This is a genomic window from Pollutimonas subterranea, from assembly GCF_002849655.1.
Taxonomy (GTDB): domain Bacteria; phylum Pseudomonadota; class Gammaproteobacteria; order Burkholderiales; family Burkholderiaceae_B; genus Pollutimonas; species Pollutimonas subterranea.
In genome coordinates, this window is sequence record NZ_PDNW01000010.1 from 112,099 (window position 1) to 130,416 (window position 18,318).

The 18,318-nt window shown below is 57.6% G+C and carries 17 protein-coding genes and 1 tRNA gene; 15 read left to right on the forward strand and 3 right to left on the reverse strand.

Annotation, left to right across the window (positions count from 1 at the left end; all coding sequences use genetic code 11):
- Window position 1: 1 nt before the first annotated feature.
- From CR159_RS12925 to CR159_RS12955, 7 genes are all read left to right on the forward strand, one after another.
- Complete coding sequence (locus CR159_RS12925) at window positions 2-2,125, forward strand: FimV/HubP family polar landmark protein (RefSeq protein ID WP_102074373.1); 2,124 nt, start codon at window positions 2-4, stop codon at window positions 2,123-2,125.
- Window positions 2,126-2,130: 5 nt separating this feature from the next.
- On the forward strand, window positions 2,131-2,943 hold the full coding sequence (gene truA / locus CR159_RS12930) for a tRNA pseudouridine(38-40) synthase TruA (RefSeq protein ID WP_102074374.1): 813 nt from the start codon (window positions 2,131-2,133) through the stop codon (window positions 2,941-2,943).
- 141 nt (window positions 2,944-3,084) lie between these two features.
- The gene (locus CR159_RS12935) at window positions 3,085-3,717 is read left to right on the forward strand and encodes a TRAP transporter small permease subunit (protein WP_102074375.1); all 633 of its coding nucleotides are present in this window, start codon (window positions 3,085-3,087) and stop codon (window positions 3,715-3,717) included.
- A gap of 2 nt (window positions 3,718-3,719) precedes the next feature.
- Window positions 3,720-5,408: a TRAP transporter large permease gene (locus CR159_RS12940; RefSeq protein WP_102074376.1), complete on the forward strand. Its 1,689-nt coding sequence runs from the start codon at window positions 3,720-3,722 to the stop codon at window positions 5,406-5,408.
- A gap of 17 nt (window positions 5,409-5,425) precedes the next feature.
- On the forward strand, window positions 5,426-6,079 hold the full coding sequence (locus CR159_RS12945; RefSeq protein ID WP_102074377.1) for a phosphoribosylanthranilate isomerase: 654 nt from the start codon (window positions 5,426-5,428) through the stop codon (window positions 6,077-6,079).
- A gap of 16 nt (window positions 6,080-6,095) precedes the next feature.
- Complete coding sequence (gene kynU, locus CR159_RS12950) at window positions 6,096-7,346, forward strand: kynureninase (protein WP_102074378.1); 1,251 nt, start codon at window positions 6,096-6,098, stop codon at window positions 7,344-7,346.
- Between the two features lie 38 nt (window positions 7,347-7,384).
- Window positions 7,385-8,584 carry an MFS transporter gene (locus CR159_RS12955; RefSeq protein ID WP_102074379.1) on the forward strand — a complete coding sequence of 400 codons (1,200 nt, stop codon included), beginning with the start codon at window positions 7,385-7,387 and terminating at the stop codon, window positions 8,582-8,584.
- A 130-nt stretch (window positions 8,585-8,714) separates the two neighbouring features.
- Here the strand turns inward: CR159_RS12955 and CR159_RS12960 are convergent.
- Window positions 8,715-8,791, reverse strand: a tRNA-Val gene (locus CR159_RS12960).
- Window positions 8,792-9,159: 368 nt separating this feature from the next.
- On the opposite strand from CR159_RS12960, the gene thrS reads away from it, so the two are divergent.
- The 6 genes from thrS to ptsP are packed head-to-tail and all read left to right on the forward strand — an operon-like array spanning window position 9,160 to window position 15,209.
- The gene (gene thrS, locus CR159_RS12965; protein ID WP_102074380.1) at window positions 9,160-11,082 is read left to right on the forward strand and encodes a threonine--tRNA ligase; all 1,923 of its coding nucleotides are present in this window, start codon (window positions 9,160-9,162) and stop codon (window positions 11,080-11,082) included.
- A 36-nt stretch (window positions 11,083-11,118) separates the two neighbouring features.
- The gene (gene infC, locus CR159_RS12970; protein ID WP_233208310.1) at window positions 11,119-11,688 is read left to right on the forward strand and encodes a translation initiation factor IF-3; all 570 of its coding nucleotides are present in this window, start codon (window positions 11,119-11,121) and stop codon (window positions 11,686-11,688) included.
- A 60-nt stretch (window positions 11,689-11,748) separates the two neighbouring features.
- On the forward strand, window positions 11,749-12,708 hold the full coding sequence (gene gshB, locus CR159_RS12975; RefSeq protein ID WP_102074382.1) for a glutathione synthase: 960 nt from the start codon (window positions 11,749-11,751) through the stop codon (window positions 12,706-12,708).
- Complete coding sequence (locus tag CR159_RS12980; RefSeq protein ID WP_102074383.1) at window positions 12,709-13,110, forward strand: PTS sugar transporter subunit IIA; 402 nt, start codon at window positions 12,709-12,711, stop codon at window positions 13,108-13,110.
- Window positions 13,111-13,152: 42 nt separating this feature from the next.
- Window positions 13,153-13,422, forward strand: a complete 270-nt coding sequence (locus CR159_RS12985; RefSeq protein WP_102074430.1) for an HPr family phosphocarrier protein — start codon at window positions 13,153-13,155, stop codon at window positions 13,420-13,422.
- Between the two features lie 29 nt (window positions 13,423-13,451).
- Entirely contained in the window at window positions 13,452-15,209 is a 1,758-nt protein-coding gene (ptsP, locus tag CR159_RS12990) for a phosphoenolpyruvate--protein phosphotransferase (RefSeq protein ID WP_233208304.1), read from the forward strand.
- Here the strand turns inward: ptsP and CR159_RS12995 are convergent, their stop codons facing one another.
- Both CR159_RS12995 and CR159_RS13000 read right to left on the reverse strand, forming a co-directional pair.
- Window positions 15,210-16,436: an ammonium transporter gene (locus tag CR159_RS12995; RefSeq protein ID WP_102074384.1), complete on the reverse strand. Its 1,227-nt coding sequence runs from the start codon at window positions 16,434-16,436 to the stop codon at window positions 15,210-15,212.
- Between the two features lie 76 nt (window positions 16,437-16,512).
- On the reverse strand, window positions 16,513-16,851 hold the full coding sequence (locus CR159_RS13000; RefSeq protein WP_102074385.1) for a P-II family nitrogen regulator: 339 nt from the start codon (window positions 16,849-16,851) through the stop codon (window positions 16,513-16,515).
- Window positions 16,852-17,357: 506 nt separating this feature from the next.
- Between CR159_RS13000 and CR159_RS13005 the strand changes: the two genes are divergently transcribed.
- Together CR159_RS13005 and CR159_RS13010 are read left to right on the forward strand one after the other, a co-directional pair.
- On the forward strand, window positions 17,358-17,846 hold the full coding sequence (locus CR159_RS13005; protein ID WP_102074386.1) for a hypothetical protein: 489 nt from the start codon (window positions 17,358-17,360) through the stop codon (window positions 17,844-17,846).
- Window positions 17,847-17,963: 117 nt separating this feature from the next.
- Window positions 17,964-18,239, forward strand: coding sequence for an accessory factor UbiK family protein (locus CR159_RS13010; protein ID WP_102074387.1), 276 nt, complete (start codon window positions 17,964-17,966; stop codon window positions 18,237-18,239).
- Window positions 18,240-18,318: the final 79 nt, after the last annotated feature.

Sequence of the window (18,318 nt, forward strand, 5' to 3'; positions counted from 1 at the left end):
AATGCATATGTCCCGTCGCGTGTCTTCGTCTGCTCCTGTAGTGTTGGCTCCCAGGCTCCTGATCGGAGCTTTGGCGGCGACATTGCTGATGTGCTCAACGGCATACGCGGCGGGCTTTGGGCATTCACGGATCACATCGAAGCTGGGGCAGCCGCTACGCATCGACGTGCCGGTCAAGCAGCTCAGCGCCGACGACTTGCGGTCCATTCAGGTCAGTCCCGCGCCCGCAGCGGCATGGGTACAGTCCGGCTTGACTCCTCCGGTCGACCTTGGCACGCTCCAAACGCGGCTTGCCGACGGCCTTACCCCCGGCAGCAAAGTCATACAGGTACGTTCCACCCAGGCATTCGATAAACCGGTAGCCGATCTTCTGCTCGACATCCGTACCGCGTCGGGCCAGCAACGGTATCAGGTCAGTCTGCTGACCCACTCCAGCACCATGGCGAAAGCGGGCGTGTCCCGTTCCATCCGCGTGCGGCAGGGCGATACCATGTTCGACATCGCGCAACGCCATGCCGTGCCAGGCGTCACGGTTTACCAAATGATGATTGCGCTGCAACGGGAAAATCCCAAGGCCTTCATTGAAAACAACCTGAACCTGGTCAAGGCCGGCTCCACGCTTTCCATGCCGGGTATGGCGCAACTTACCGCCATTTCCGGCCGCGAGGCACGACGAATTTTCCATAAGCAGGCACAAGCTTTTGCCTTGTATCGCCAGCGCCTGGCAGGGCAGGCCGCTGTTGTCGGGCAGGAAGGCAGTGCTGCCAAAGGTGTCGTGTCTGCGGCGAGCACGCCCGATGAAGCTCAACCCGAACAGGGACAGCGCGATCAGTTGCGTCTATCCGGAAGCCCGGCTCCTTCGGCGGCTGCGGGCGGTGCATCCGGCGGCAATAGCGCCCGGACCAATGGGCAGGGCGGCGCTGCGGCGGGCAACGGAGCCGCTGGGGCGCAATCGTCGGCCGACGTACGTGCCGATGATCGTCTCGCCACGCAAAAGGGCATTGAAGACTCCGAAGCGCGCGTGTCACAGCTCGAGCGCAACGTCAAAGATTTGAACCAGGCATTGCAGGCCCAGGGCGAGGCCGCCACAGGCTTGCTCGCCGATGGCGCCAAGGGGCTGGGTATAACGTTGCCCGGCCTCGCCGGCAATGTCTCGGGCACTGGGGACAGTACTCGTACCGGCAGTGGATCCAGTAGTGGCAATACACGTGCGGGCGCTGATAGTAGCGTGGCCGGAGCCGGGGTTAGCACAGGCACGGGCGCGAGCGCCAATTCAGGCGCGAGTTCGAATGCAAGCACCAGCCCTGGAACGAATGGCAGCGTAACTGGTGGCGCCAATGCCATGGGCAACGCCCGCCGTGGCGACGCCAATAAGGTTGGCGATTCCGTTGCCGCCGCTACGGCCGGCAACGCGCCAGGCAGCACAGCTGACGCCGGCTCGAACCAGACGCGCGCTTCCACCAGTGATTCCGCAGGCGCTACATCCGCTAACGGTGCGCCAGCGGATGACCAGGCCAACACGGGCCAGGGCACCAGTTCCGGCCCGGGTACAGGCTCCGGCACCACTCAGGGCATGGGCGCGACGCCTGACCAAGGTGCAGGCATGGGCCAGGGCCAAGGCTCGGGTGCCCGTGCAGGCGGCGGCGCTGACGTCGGCGGGGCGGGCACACCGTCCAACGGAAATGCAGGGCCGGGTACTGCCGGAACAACGACAGCAACGACAACACCATCCGGCTCTCAGGCCACGAACAACGCCAACGGCACCACCAACAACGCCAACGGCACTACCAGCAATTCCAATAACTCCAGTAATTCCAGTAATAACACTACTGGAACTCTATCGTCCCCATCCGGCGCCAACGGACCGGATGGCGTGACAGAACCCATTTCAAGCAAGGCAGAACAAACCGTGTCGTGGATACAAGAACATATGCTGGGCGTCATTACTGGCCTGCTGGCATTGCTGGTGCTTATCATCGCCTGGATACTGCGTCGGGCGAATGCGTCGCACGACGACGACCACCCAGGCCTCGTAACAGAAGCGATGGTCAAGGAAAAGCTGGACCAGATCAATCTGGACCTGGAGCACTCCACACCGGATGATTCATCGACGCGCAGGCGCTAGGCACTATGCCGCGCATGGCTCTTGGCGTCGCCTACGACGGTTCATTCTGGCAAGGTTGGCAAACGCAACCCAGCGGTCGTACAGTGCAAGACCGCCTTGAGGCCGCACTGCACGATTTTCTGGCGGTAGCGGTCGGTACGATTTGCGCGGGCCGTACCGATACGGGCGTGCATGGACTGGGGCAGGTGGTTCATATCGACACCGGCGTCCAGCGACGTATGGAATCGTGGGTGCGCGGACTTAACGCCTTGCTCCCCGACAGTATTGCCGTACAGTGGGCGCAAGCGGTGCCCGATAGTTTTCATGCCCGGTTTTCCGCCGCATCCCGAACCTATCTTTATGTCGTGCGTAATGCGCGCGTACGATCGCCTATGCTGCACGGTCGTGCCGGCTGGGTATATCACACCCTCGACCTTGCCCGCATGCGCGAAGCCGCCCATTGGCTTATGGGTGAGCATGACTTCAGCTGTTTTCGTTCGTCCCAATGCCAGGCCGCAAGTCCAATCAGAACGTTGCAGGCATTGGAAATAGAACAGCATGGCGATTTTTTCCTGTTCACGTTCAAGGCGAATGCGTTCCTGCATCACATGGTGCGTAACCTCATGGGTGCGCTGCTGTATGTAGGACAAGGCAAAAAAGAACCTTCATGGATGGCCGAGCTGCTCAGGCAGCGGGATCGGCGCCTAGCCGCTCCGACTTTCTCCCCCGACGGCCTTTACCTCGCCAAAGTAGACTATCCGCATGAGTTCGGCCTGCCGGATTCATGCGAACGCGCGGCGTTGTTTTCACATCTCGGTTTCAGTTTGCCGCGCTACTGACCCTGGGCATATACCGACATCGGAAACCGGTCGGATCGTCTAAAATCCATCCCGTTTCTTTTAGCAACATAGTCTATACTTGTTGGCTTTTCGCCTTGCGGACCGGCGCCAGCGCGTTGCATTATCTCCCGAGTTGATCTCATGAAATTCTTTCTAACTTTATCCAAGTTAATTGACACGATAAACGTGAAGGTGGGACAGGCCGTAATCTGGCTGACCCTCGTTGTCGTACTGGTCAGCGCCACAAACGCGGTCATACGCAAGGTCTTCAACGTTAGCTCCAACGCGTGGCTCGAGCTGCAATGGTATCTGTTTGGCGCGATTTTCCTGCTGGCAGCAGGATATACATTCTTGCGTAACGAACATGTGCGCGTCGATGTGATTTCTCAGAAGCTCTCCAAGCGTACACAGATCATGATCGAGATTTTCGGGGTGATTTTTTTCCTGTTCCCCGCTTGTATTCTCATTTTCTGGCTGTCCCTGCCGTTTTTCTACGAATCCCTCGTCCTGCACGAGCTGTCGTCCAATACCGGCGGCCTGATCCGTTGGCCGGCAAAGCTGCTAATACCGATAGGCTTCGGCTTGTTGATACTTGCGGGCCTCTCACACTTGATTAAATGCATCGGCTTCCTGATGGGGATTTGTCCCGATCCTACCGCCCGACCCAGGGGGAAAAGCGCGGAAGAAGAACTGGCCGATGAAATTCGACGGCTCGCCGACGAAGAAGCTGCCACCGCAGCAGAGCAAAACATAGCAACCGGAAAAGGCCGTTAATCATGGAGTTTTTTGTCGATAACCTGGCCCCGATCATGTTCATCAACTTGATCGTGTTCCTATTGTTAGGTTTTCCCGTTGCGTTTTCCCTGGCTGCCAACGGCATTCTTTATGGACTCGTGGCCATCGATCTTGGCTTGATGCAGCCTGCCTTGTTCCAGGCTTTGCCCCAACGGGTGTTTGGCATTGTCGCCAACGACACCTTGCTGGCCGTTCCGTTCTTTACGCTCATGGGCCTGATCCTTGAGCGGTCCGGCATGGCGGAGGACCTTCTTGAAACCGTTGGGCAATTATTCGGGCCCATACGTGGCGGGCTCGCCATTGCGGTCGTGCTGGTAGGCGCCATGCTTGCCGCCACCACCGGCGTGGTTTCCGCATCCGTCATCTCGATGGGGCTCATTTCGCTGCCCATCATGTTGCGCTATGGCTATGACCGGCGACTGGCCACTGGCGTCATTGCGGCGTCCGGCACACTGTCGCAAATCATCCCGCCTTCGCTGGTGCTGATCATCCTGGCAGATCAGCTGGGCCGCTCCATCGGCGACATGTATCGCGGTGCCATGATTCCGGGGATGCTGCTTGCGTTTTCCTACATCGCTTATGTCGTGATCGTGTCTTTGCTCACGCCGGCAAAGGCTCCCGCTCTGCCCGAAGAAGCGCGTATCTATGTCAAGGCTGACGGCAGTCGTGGCCTGCGCTCACTGGCCATCCTGACCATCATTGCCTCCATCGTGTCCTATTTCGGGGCACAGTATTACTTCAGCGACCACACCCAGGTGCCCGTGGATGAGCGCGTGGTTATCTACCTGGTGGGCTGGGGCATTACGGCACTGATCATTGCCTTGGTGAACAAAGTGCTTCGTCTGGGCTTGCTTTCCGAGATTGCCGAGCGTGTCACCTTTGTAATGATCCCGCCCTTGTTCCTGATTTTCCTGGTGCTTGGTACTATTTTCATTGGCGTCGCCACGCCCACTGAAGGCGGTGCAATGGGCGCTGTGGGTGCATTGGTCATGGCGGTCTCCCGGGGCCGATTTACCTGGGCGTTGCTCAAGCAAGCCATGGACACCACGACCAAGTTGTCGTGCTTCGTGGTTTTCATCCTGGTCGGTTCCACGGTGTTCACCTTGAGTTTCCGGGGCGTCAATGGCGACCTCTGGGTGGAGCACTTGCTGATCGGCCTGCCTGGCGGCGAGTGGGGCTTTCTTATCGTTGTGAGCCTTCTCACGTTCTTCCTGGCGTTTTTCCTCGACTTTTTTGAGCTTGCATTTATTATTGTTCCGCTGCTGGGGCCCGTCGCCGATAAAATGGGCATCGACCTGATCTGGTTTGGTGTGCTGCTTGCCGTCAATATGCAAACGTCGTTCATGCATCCGCCGTTTGGCTTTGCCCTGTTCTATCTGCGTTCGGTAGCCCCTAAAGACGACTATCATGACCGCGTTACGGGCAAACTCATTCCCAAGGTGACCACCGGTCAAATATACTGGGGTTCGGTGCCGTTCATTTGCATTCAGATTACGATGGTCGTCGCCGTCATGCTTTTTCCAGGCATGGTCACGCACTATAAAGATGACGTCGTGGTGGTGGACCCGGCCACCATCAACTTCGGCAACCAGGACGCCTATGGATCCGATTCCTACGATTCCGGTTCCGGCTTTGAAACGGCGCCCGACCCTGGCGCCGCGTTCCAGTAATCAGGGAGTATTTCAGTATGTTGGCGGCTGCGCGCACTCGCATCAAAATATGTGGCCTGACAAGGACTGAAGACGTTCTTTCGGCCGTACAGGCCGGCGCCGACGCGATCGGCCTGGTCATGTATTCGAAAAGCTCGCGGGCGGTCACAGTTGATCAGGCCCGTGCATTGCGTTCAGCGGTTCCCGCGTTCGTGTCGGTCGTTTGCCTGTTCGTCAACGCTCCGAAAAGCGAGGTCCTGGAAACCATCGAGCAGGTGCGGCCAGACTTGCTGCAATTCCACGGCGACGAGTCTACCGACTATTGCCAGGGCTTCGGTCATCGCTACATACGCGCGTTTCGCGTCGGCGCGCCTGACCTGGACAGCCCGGAAGGTGTCCTGCAGCAGTGCCGGCTATATCAATCGGCCAGCGCCTGGCTGTTCGACAGCTATAGCGAGGGCTACGGCGGAAGTGGCCGCAGGCTCGATACATCGTTATTGAAAGCGGTACAAGAGGCCGACGACAGCCGCAGCCTGATCCTGGCAGGAGGCTTGACACCGGAGTCCGTGGCTGATTCCATACAACAAGTACGGCCTTATGCCGTTGACGTCAGCAGCGGTGTCGAGACGGCGCCTGGCATGAAATCGCCCGAGAAAATCCGGCAATTTATCGCTGCTGTCCAAAGTCCCTAACTATTTGGTGTATCGGATGTCGAGTCGTAATGATTGCATCGCGCTGGATCAGCACGACGAGCTGGCGCCCCTAAGGAACGAGTTTTTTCTGCCTGAAGGACTAATTTACCTGGATGGCAATTCGCTTGGCGTCAGTCCCAAGGCGTCGGCATCCCGGGCCCGCGAGTTGATCGAGCAGGAGTGGGCCACCGACTTGATACGCAGCTGGAACAAGGCGGGATGGTTTGACCTGCCGGTAAAGCTAGGCGACAAGCTTGCTCCATTGATCGGGGCGAACGCCGGAGAAGTCGTGGTGACCGACTCGACGTCCATCAACCTGTTCAAAGCCCTTGCGGCCGCATTACGTATTCAGGGCCTCGATCCGGCAAAGGCCCAGCGCAGGATCATCGTCACCGAGCGGAGCAATTTTCCCACCGATATTTATATCGCGCAGGGGCTGTCTCAATGGCTCGATCGCGGTTACCTGCTGAGGCTCGTAGACGCTCCCGAGGAACTCCACGCAGCCATCGACGACGATACGGCCGTTGTCATGCTGACGCACGTCAATTATCGCAGCGCTTATCTGCTGGATCTGGGGGGTATCACTGCGCATGCGCATCAGAAGGGCGCCCTGGTCATCTGGGATCTTGCACATTCGGCAGGTGCGCTTCCCGTCGCACTGAACGATGCCAATGCTGACTTTGCCGTCGGCTGCACCTATAAATACCTGAATGGCGGGCCCGGCTCGCCGGCCTTCATCTGGGTCGCGCCCAGGCACCTGGCTGGCTTTTCCCAGCCCTTGTCCGGATGGTGGGGTCACGCGGCGCCGTTTGCCATGGAGCCTTCATTCCAGGCCGGTTCGGGTATAAAGCGGGCGCTTTGCGGTACGCAGCCCGTCGTTTCATTGGCGCTTGTGGAATGCGGGCTCGATATATTCGCCAAGACCGATATGGAGGCCATACGCAAGAAGTCGCTCGCCCTGACCGATCTGTTCATTGACCTCGTTGAAACGCGTTGCGCGGCGCATCCGCTCAAGCTTGTAACGCCGCGCCCGCATCATCTGCGTGGTAGTCACGTCAGTTTTGAGCATCCTCACGGGTATGCTGTCATGCAGGCGCTGATCGAGCGTGGGGTCATCGGCGACTATCGCGAGCCGCATATCATGCGTTTCGGATTCACGCCCTTGTACCTGCGCTTTAGCGACGTATGGGACGCCGTGGATATCCTGCTTGATATTCTCGATACCGCCGCTTATCGTCCAGACCAGGATAGGGTCGCCGTCACGTAGCATGGTTCGACGCAACACACTCCTAATCTTCTGCTTGCATGTCACGCCCAGACCCGGTTCATAAGCGGCCGCTTTCCAAGGGACGCCGCATTGCGGCCGAGCTCAGCCTTGCCGTGGGCGGCTTCGGCATAGGCACCGGCGAATTCGCGATAATGGGCCTGCTGCCCGACATCGCGGTCGACCTGGATCTGACCGCGCCTGAAGTCGGCCACCTGATCAGTGCTTATGCCCTGGGTGTTGTGATTGGCGCACCACTTATTGCCGTCGTGGCCTCCCAGTTGCCGCGACGCCTGTTGCTGATCATCTTGATGGCCTTATTTGCCGCCGGCAACCTTGCCAGTGCGTTGGCACCCTCATATGGCTCGGTGATGATATTCCGCTTTCTGAGCGGCATGCCCCACGGTGCTTACTTCGGCGTCGCGGCATTGGTGGCCGCGTCCATGGTCGAACCGGCTCGTCGCGGACAGGCCGTAGGCCGCGTGTTGCTGGGCTTGACGGTGGCTGTGCTGGTCGGCAATCCCCTTGCCGTCTGGCTGGGGCAGGTCAGCAGCTGGCGCGCTGCCTTCGCGGCCGTCAGCGCAATAGGGCTGCTTACCGCCATACTGTTGCGAAACACGCTGCCGGATGCCCCGGCGTCGCGCCTGAACAGCCCGATGCGCGAGCTGAGCGCGTTGCGTATAGAGCAGGTCTGGTTGACGCTGGGTATTGGAGCCATCGGTTTCGGTGGCTTGTTCAGCGTGGTCAGCTATATCGTTCCCACCTTGACGCAAGTGTCCGGTGTATCGCCTGCATGGGTTCCATTCGCCATGTCATTCCTGGGCATGGGCATGATTGTCGGGAATATAGTGGGCGGCTGGTTGGCCGACAAGGCCTTGATGCCGGCCATAGGCCTGTTGTTGGTCTGGAATGTAGCAATGCTGGCTATCTTTCCCGTGTTGGCGGACCATCCCTGGGCGGCGATGACAGGGGTCTTCCTGATAGGCAGCGGTGTCGCCATCGGTCCGCCACTGCAAATCCGCCTGATGGACGCCGCGCCGCATGCGCAAACATTGGCCGCGTCGCTGAACCACTCTGCGTTCAATATGGCGAACGCTTTGGGCGCCTGGCTGGGCGGGCTGGCGATCGCTGCGGGTTACGGCTGGACCTCTACGGCCTGGGTCGGCGCGGGGCTGGCCGCCGGCGGCTTGCTGATTTTCGGGGTGGCGGTGTGGCGGTTGCAGGGCAACAAGCCCAAATGAAAGCCTGATCGGTGCTGGGTCAGGTACTGAAGGTGTAACGCAGCTATTGATTCAACACGAAAAAAGACCCGCAAAAGCATGTGGCTTTGCGGGTCTTTGAAAACTGCTGGGTTGAGCAGCAATTTAAATCTGGTAGGCAGTACTGGGTTCGAACCAGCGACCTCTACGATGTCAACGTAGCGCTCTAACCAACTGAGCTAACCGCCTAAGAAGAACAGCATTCTAGCGCAGTTATTTGGTGTTTGTCAAAACGATCTTTTTTCACCTCTTTCTTATACTGGTGGTCATGGTCCAGAAAGGTAAGAAGAGCTTGTGCAATGGTTTGGTATTTTCACAACACACTGCTTTTACATTGCCTGCGTCAAGGCCGATTTCCGTGCCGATGAGAGCTGCTCCGTGCGTCGAGGTGTTACACTAACGCAACGATTCCATTACTTATTTTGATAGACATGAACTCCATCTTTACGCGAACTACGACTTGTTGTGCCTAATGTTCCCGCGTATTGTGCAGTTTGGACGTAAATCAAAAAACCAAAACGCGGCGACTGCCGCGTTTTTGCATTTCAGGACAGCCCATGGTTCAAATTACCTTGCCCGATGGCTCGCAGCGCGAGTACCCCGGTCCCGTATCCGTTAGCGACGTTGCTCATTCCATCGGCGCCGGATTGGGGCGCGCCGCCCTGGGCGGTCGTGTGTCGGTAGAAGGCGGCGAAACCAGTCTTGTCGACACAAGCTATGTCATAGAGCACAATGCCCGGCTGGGTATCGTAACCGCCAAGGACGCCGATGGCCTGGACTTGATTCGCCATTCAACGGCTCACTTGCTGGCGTACGCCGTCAAATCGCTTTTTCCTGATGCGCAAGTCACTATCGGGCCGGTCATTGAAAATGGCTTTTACTACGACTTCTCGTATAAGCGTCCTTTTACACCTGAAGACCTCGAGGCCATTGAAAAGAAAATGACCGAGATCGTCCGCAGGAATGAGCCCGTAACACGGGAAGAATGGCTACGCGACGATGCCGTTGCCTACTTCAAGGGTATCGGCGAGCATTACAAGGCCGAGATCATCGCCTCCATTCCTTCCAACGAGCCTATCAGTCTGTATCGTGAAGGCGACTTCATTGACTTATGCCGAGGGCCTCACGTACCGTCCACCGGACACCTGAAGGTGTTCAAGCTCATGAAGGTTGCGGGCGCCTATTGGCGGGGCGACAGCAAAAACGAGATGCTGCAGCGTATCTACGGAACGGCGTGGGCGTCCAAGGACGAACAATCCAATTACCTGACCATGCTGGAAGAGGCGGAACGACGCGATCACCGCAAGCTGGGGCGCGAGCTCGACTTCTTCCATTTCCAGGATGAAGCACCAGGCCTGATTTTCTGGCACCCCAAGGGCTGGACGCTATGGCAGCAAGTGGAACAATATATGCGAGCCGTGTATCGCGACAATGGCTACCAGGAAGTCAAGGCGCCGCAAATTCTCGACTTGTCCCTGTGGAAGAAGACCGGTCACTGGGACAACTACGCCGAGAACATGTTCACGACGGAATCCGAGAACCGTACGTATGGACTCAAGCCCATGAATTGTCCGGGCCATGTGCAAATATTCAATGCCGGCCTGCACTCATACCGCGAACTGCCCATACGCTACGGCGAGTTCGGCCAGTGCCATCGTAACGAGCCGTCCGGTTCGCTGCATGGAATGATGCGTGTACGGGGCTTCACCCAGGACGATGGTCATATTTTTTGCACGGAAGACCAGTTGCAGGAAGAGTGCGTCGCCTTTACCGCCTTGTTGCAGAAGGTATATGCCGACTTTGGCTTTACAGAGATACTGTACAAGGTTGCAACTCGTCCCGAAAAACGCATAGGGTCCGACGAAGTGTGGGACAAGGCCGAGCAGGCGCTCATGGACAGCTTGAATCACACCCAGTGCGAGTACGAAGTCTCGCCTGGCGAGGGTGCTTTCTATGGTCCCAAGATCGAATATACGCTGAAAGACGCTATCGGACGCCATTGGCAGTGTGGCACAATCCAGGTTGATTTCTCCATGCCCCAGCGACTGGGTGCCGAGTACGTCGATGCAGCCGACCAACGTAAAACGCCAGTCATGCTCCACCGTGCCATCCTGGGGTCGTTCGAACGCTTCATAGGCATGCTCATCGAGAATCATGCTGGTGCCATGCCTGCATGGTTGTCGCCCGAACATGTCGTCGTCTGCTGTATTTCCGAGCCCTCGGCCGAATATGCCGCCGAAATCGTTCAAGGCTTGAAAAAACAAGGCTTTAGGGCCAGCTCCGATTTGCGTGCTGAAAAAATCACCCGTAAAATCCGAGAACACAGTATGCAGAAAATACCGTACATTCTGGTGGTTGGCGAAAAAGAACGCGAAGCCGGCAGTGTGGCGGTACGCGGCAGGGGGGGAATCGATCTGGGGGTAATGTCCCTCGATGATTTTTCCGTACTGCTGCAAAACGAAATCAACGCCCGGGCGTAATACCGGGCAAGCCAGCACAGGCCTGATTTTTTATTAATTCTAGGAGTCTCAGACATCGCAACCGAAAAACCACATCGCATCAATGGTGAAATCCGCGTCCCCGAGGTGCGTCTTATCGGCGTAGAGGGTGAGCAGTTGGGGGTTGTCAAAACCGCCGACGCCCTCGTTCTGTCAGAACAACACGAAGTAGACCTGGTCGAGATTGCACCCAATGCGGAGCCACCGGTCTGCCGACTGATGGATTATGGCAAGTTCAAGTATCAAGAACAAAAGCGCCAGCAAGAAGCACGCTCAAAGCAAAAGATCATCCAGGTAAAAGAAGTCAAGTTCCGTCCCGGAACCGACGAAGGCGATTACCAGGTCAAACTGCGTAATTTGCGCCGCTTCATAGAAGAAGGCGACAAGGCCAAGGTCACCTTGCGTTTCCGTGGCCGTGAAATGGCGCACCAGGAACTCGGCATGCGCGTGCTCGAGCGCGTACGCGACGATCTCGTCGAACTATGCTTGGTCGAGGCCATGCCCAAGCTTGAAGGGCGGCAAATGGTAATGGTGCTGGCACCCCGTAAAAAGGCAACTCCGGGCAAGCCCGGCGACGCTACTTCCTGATCTGAACCTTTCAATCCTGTCCGTCGGCCTGTGCCGCGGGCAGGTGCTTGCAGGTGCCTTATGCACGTCCTATTTGTTATTGACCCCTTACTCTCGTTAAGGGCCTACAAAGATTCTTCAGTAGCAATGATGCGTGCCTTGACTGCCAGGGGCCACACCCTGAGCGTCGCCCATCAAGGCGATCTGTATATTGATGAAGGAACGGTCAAGGCGGTAACGACGGGTATTGTCCTGGTCGATGGCGCCGACCTGCACGGTAATGCGTGGTGGCGCGACCGCGGACCGGCAACCGAGAATACATTGGCCGAATTCGATGCGGTCCTGATGCGCAAGGACCCGCCTTTCGACATGGAATACGTGTACGCGACGCATTTGCTCGAGTACGCCGAAGCCCAAGGTGCCCGCGTATTCAATTCGCCGGCGGCAATCCGCAATCATCCCGAAAAGCTGGCCATTACCGAATTTGCCTCGTTTACCTCGCCGACTATCGTTACGCGCGACATGGCCAGGCTGCGTGCGTTTCATCGCAGGTATCAGGACGTCATCGTCAAGCCGCTGGACGGTATGGGCGGAACCGGTATCTTCCGCCTGCGCGAGGCCGAGCATAATGTGGGTGCCATCCTCGAGACACTGACTGACAACGGCACGCGCACCATCATGGCGCAACGCTATATTCCTGAAATACTCATGGGCGACAAGCGCATCCTGCTTATTGGCGGGAAGCCGGTGCCGTATGCACTGGCGCGCATCCCGCTCGCAGGCGAGACTCGCGGCAACCTGGCAGCCGGAGGGCGGGGCGTGGCGCAGAGTTTGTCGGCGCGCGACCTTGAAGTGGCAAATGCCATAGGTCCAAAGCTGGCTGCGCGCGGCTTGCTGCTCGTCGGCCTCGATGTCATCGGCGATTACGTCACCGAAATCAACGTCACCAGCCCTACGTGCTTCGTGGAAATTACAGAGCAAACCGATTTTGATGTCGCAGATTATTTCGCGACCGCACTCGAACAGGCCGTAGGTACTTGAATGACACGCATCGTATTGGTCATGCACGAACCCCTAGGCTCAGGATTCGCAGCGTGCGCCGAACATGTTCTGGGGCAGAAGCCCGAGCTGACAGTCTTCGATGTCGCGCCCGACGCTGAGCCATCCGAACTGATCCCTGAACTTACGCGGCATCTTTTGCAGGATGTCGACGAAGCAACGCTGGTTTTATGCGATATATTTGGCGCAACCCCATTCAACATTGCCAAGCAAGCCCTTAAACTGGCAAGCAAGCAGGGGCTCACAGCGCACCTGATCACCGGCACGAATCTTTGCATGGTCCTGAAGGCGCTGACCGACCAGCAGGATAATCCGGATAAATTAAGCGAAAGCGTTCGGCTTGGCGCCCTAAGAGGCATCGTCAACGCTGATCAGACAAGCTGATTTCCCTGCCTGCCGTGCATGCCGTTAACCAAAAAGAATCTTATGCCATCCATCGATATCGTGATTAGTAATAAGCTGGGTCTGCATGCCCGCGCGGCCGCGAAGCTTACCCAGCTGGCCGGCAAGTTCAGCAGTGAGATTTTCATCGCCCGTGGCGCTCAACGCGTCAACGCCAAAAGCATAATGGGCGTCATGATGCTTGCCGCCGGCCTGGGCGTTACGGTCAAGGTGGATGCCACGGGAACCGACGCCGAGCAAGCTCTGCTCGATATCCAGTCTTTGTTCAACAACAAGTTCGGCGAGCACGAATAGACACGCCGCAACAGCCGGGATACCGCTTAATGACCTCACGCTCATCTCACGACAATTGTGGATTTGAATCCATGTTGTGCATGCAGGGACAAGGCGTGGTTAAAGGCTATGCCATAGGCAGGGCGGCAATCATGAGCGCGGCGGCGCTCGAGGTGGTGCACTACCGTATTGCCGAGCAAGATGTCGAAGCCGAATGCGAGCGCTTGAAAAAAGCCTTGGCAACGGCCAGTGGCGAGCTCCAGGCCATGGCAGTGTCCTTGCCTGAAGATGCGCCGCGCGAACTGGGCCCTCTGCTTACCGTACATAGCCTGCTGCTCGATGACGCCATGCTCCTGCAAGAGACCTGCGATCTCATCATGCATCGTCACTACAACGCCGAATGGGCGCTGACGACGCAGGGTCAACTGCTCGCAGAGCAGTTTTCCGTCATGGAAGACGAGTATCTGCGCGAGCGGGGCGCCGACATACGCCAGGTGATCGAACGCGTATTAAGGGTATTGTCCGGATCCACCGCCTTGTTGCCCAGCCTCGAAGCCGGCGACGCGGGTGAATCGCTTATTGTTGTGGCCCGCGACATTTCGCCTGCCGATATGCTGCGGCTGCGCGGCGCGCGGTTTGCTGCGTTCCTGACTGACCTTGGTGGCCCCACATCACATACCGCCATTGTCGCGCGCAGCATGAACGTGCCGGCAGTGGTGGGTCTGGGCCATATCCGCATGCTGGTGCGCGATGGCGATATGTTGATCGCCGATGGCTTCACGGGCGCGGTGCTGGTCAATCCTTCTGAACAAGTGCTTCAGGAGTATCGACGGCGGCAGGCCGTTTACGCTGGCGATCGCGCCGAGCTGGCCTTGCTGCGCGATGCTCCCGCCCTGACACTGGATGGAATCCGGATCAGGCTCGATGCCAATATCGAATTGCCGGAAGAGGCCATCGCCGCCATGCAGGCCGGCGCCGATGGCATCGGCCTGTTCCGCAGTGAGTTTTTATTCATGGGCCGTCGCGACTTGCCCAGTGAAGACGAGCAATATCAAGCGTACGCCTCGGTCGTCAAGACCATGGCCGGCCGGCCGGTGACCATACGCACACTGGATCTGGGCGCTGACAAGACGCTGGATGGCGATGTCACCGTTGCCACGAATCCGGCCCTGGGCCTGCGGGCTATCCGCTACTGCCTGGCCAATCCGGAGCTTTTTGCCACGCAGTTGCGGGCATTATTGCGCGCATCCATGCATGGCCATGTCCGAATCCTGATTCCGATGATCTCCCACATGCATGAAGTGAAGGCCACCAAGCAGGCTATCGAGGCGGCATGCCAAAGTCTCGAAGCCGATGGCGTGCCATTCGCGCGAAACATATCGCTGGGTGCGATGGTCGAGATTCCCGCAATGGCGATTGCTGTCGAGCCTTTCGCCGAAGCATTGGATTTCTTGTCCATCGGCACCAATGATCTGATCCAGTACACGCTTGCCATAGACCGGGGTGACAGTGACGTTGCCGATCTCTACGATCCCATGCATCCGGCCGTCCTGCGCTTGATTGCGCATACTATCAATTCAGCGGAACGCGCTGGTAAACCGGTGGCGGTGTGCGGAGAAATGGCGGGGGATTCGCGTGTCACCCGAATGTTGCTGGGGCTGGGCCTGACCGAATTTTCCATGCATCCCCAGCAAATGCTCGATGTAAAAAAGGAAGTGCGGCAGGCGCATTCGAATGCACTGAGGGTCAAGGTGGCATCGGCGCTAAACCGTGCGGAACGCATCGATTTAGCGACCTTGTCCAACTAATTAGTAGTGGTAAGCAGTTTCACCGTGGGAGTTGATGTCCAGGCCTTCGCGTTCGACTTCCGTGCTCACGCGTAGTCCGCAAACCTTATTGGCCACGAAGTAGGCAATATAGGCAACCACGCCCGACCACACGATAGTGATAAGTACGCCTTCGAACTGTACCCACAACTGATGGGGAATGTCGCCCAGCGTTGCCAGGCCAGGACCGCCCAATGCCTGGGCATTGAAGATGCCCGTAAGCAGGGCGCCTACGATTCCGCCCACACCATGGATGCCGAATACATCAAGGCTGTCATCGGCGCGCAGCATGCGCTTCAAACCGTTAACGCCCCAGACGCAGGCTGCACCGGTCACCACACCGATAATCAATGCGCCTCCGGGACCGACCAGACCGGCTGCCGGCGTGATACCGACCAGGCCCGCCACCGCGCCCGATATGGCACCCAGCAACGAGGGTTTTCCTTTGTATTTCCACTCGACCAGCAACCAGGCGAGAATGGCGCCTGCCGTAGCCACCATGGTGTTGAAAAATGCCAGGGCGGCGGTTTCGTTGGCACTGAGCGCCGAGCCCGCATTGAAGCCGAACCAGCCTACCCACAGAAGCGCCGCGCCGATCATGGCCATGGGCAGGTTGTGAGGCTGCATCGATTCACGTCCGTAGCCCACCCGCTTTCCGACGAAATAAGCGCCAACCAAGCCGGCTACCCCGGCGTTGATGTGAACGACGGTGCCGCCGGCGAAATCCAGGGCGCCGCGCTCAAACAGCCAGCCGCCTGGCGACCACACCATGTGGGCAATCGGAATGTAGGAAAAAGTCAACCAGATTGCGGTAAAGACCATTACGGCCGAGTACCTGGCGCGTTCTGCAAAACCACCGACAATCAGTGCGCAGGTAATGCCGGCAAAAGTCGCCTGGAAAGCGGCAAAGCTCAATTCCGGGATCGTGCCGGACAGCTCGAACTTCATGCTGCTCAGGTCGAACATCCCGCTGAACATCAGTCTGGAGAACCCGCCGACGATGGCATTGCCTTCGGTAAAGGCCAGTGAATAACCGTAGATGAACCAGACAACGATGGCCAGTGAAAAGGTCGACACGACCTGGATCAATACAGACAACACATTTTTGGCCCGAACCAGGCCGCCATAGAAGAGCGCCAAGCCAGGCACAACCATTAGTAGTACCAGCATGGTGGAAACGCTTACCCATGCCAAATCGGCTTTATCCATTTTTTACTCCTGAGTGTCTAACGCCAGGCCTGGCGCGACAATGATTTTTCGAATGATGTAAGGCTGAGCCTGCGGCTTATAGGGCGCTTTCGCCATACTCACCGGTGCGGATTCGTATCGCTTGTTCGACAGGCGTGACAAAGATCTTGCCGTCTCCGATCTTGCCCGTATGGGCCGCGGCGCACAGATTCTCGATGGCCTGTTCAACCATATGGTCGGAGACCGCCATTTCCAGGCGCAGCTTGGGCAGGAAATCCACGGTATATTCGGCGCCCCGATAAAGTTCCGTATGGCCTTTCTGACGGCCGAAACCTTTGACTTCAGTGACGGTCATCCCCTGTATGCCTATTTCGGAAAGGGCTTCCCGGACTTCATCCAGCTTAAAGGGTTTGATGATGGCGGTGATGAGCTTCATTGCAATGTCCTCGTGAGGTTGACGTCAGGACATACGCAAAACCCATGCCAACCATAGAGATTGAAAGCCGGTCTTCAAATCCTTGTCATGCCGCATGGTGCTGTCGACATGCGCCGGAAGTGGGCGGATAGGTCGCGAAAAGTGCGCAGACTAGCCCCGTTCTGGTGCTTTTGACCGCAGCCGTTGCACCAAAACAGCGCGCCGCACATGGCCGGAAGCGCACAAAACTGTAACGATACCTTGGTGCTCCAAGGGTTTTGTATCTCTATGTAGAAACACGTAGAGCCCTCAGGGGAGTCGAAGCGGCTGATGTCTATGGGCGTTTCGAAAAAATATGAACCCGGAGATTATTATTATTGAAATCAGTATTTACACTAGCCACGGGGCTTTTGTCCGGTCTGTCGCTAGAATCGATCCTAAGCAAGTTGTAACAAGCTCGCTGCTGAACCTGCTAGTCGCACCGGGTCAGCAAATAGCACCGCGACTTAGGATTAGTGAGGAATATTATGAAAAAGACTCGTATCAATCTTGCCGTTATCGCAATGGTCGCTTCCATGAGTCTGCTTGCCGCATGCTCGGATGGCGATGATGCTGCCGTTGAAGGCACTGCTGGTTCAGAAACTCCTGCCCCGGCCCCACAGCCGATGCCAACTCCTACGCCAGCACCAACGCCCGCACCGGAGCCCACTCCAAGCCCGGCTCCAGACACGACCCCGGCTCCGGATACGGCACCATCGACGTCGCCATCCAGTGGTGCTGCGCCCGCGACCCAGTCCCCGACCAGTTTCGGGACCGAGTTGAAGGAAGACGCCAAGCAAGTGGCGGCGAACGTTAGTGCCAAAGCCGGAGACCTCAAAGACGCCACCGCCCAGAAAATGGGCGAGATGGGACATGCCATCAGAGGTGGAGCGGCCGAAGCTGACAAGGCTATCCAGGACTCCGTGAGCCACTCCGCCAGTTCGAGTACCGCTACCGGGTCAACCACGAAGCCCTGATTCCGGCAGGGCATGAATCAGTAGCATCGCAGGCTGCGGTGTAAATAAAACGGGCCGTCGCTCAGTCGCGGTCCGTTTTTTTATTACACTGGACACTTAAATCTAACGGAGGCTGCCATGATCAACAAAACTGACTGGATTGAAGATTTTCAAAAGAATATGTCGGACCTTATTGCTAAAAGCCCGGCCGCCGACATCGAGCGCAACGTGAAAGCAATGATGGCCCAGACCTTTACCCGGCTTGACTTGGTCACCCGGGAGGAATTCGATATTCAGGCCCAGTTGCTTGAACGATCCATGGCGCGGATTACGGCGCTTGAATCGAGAGTGCAGGCGCTGGAAGGCCGTCCAGATACTCCTTTGCATTCAGGACCGGTGAAGGACGCCATTTAATCCAGTGTGCGTGCCGCCGTTCGCGGCCGCCCTTCAGTAGTTCTCCCATAGACAATCAAGCACTCCGGGTCGGCTCGGA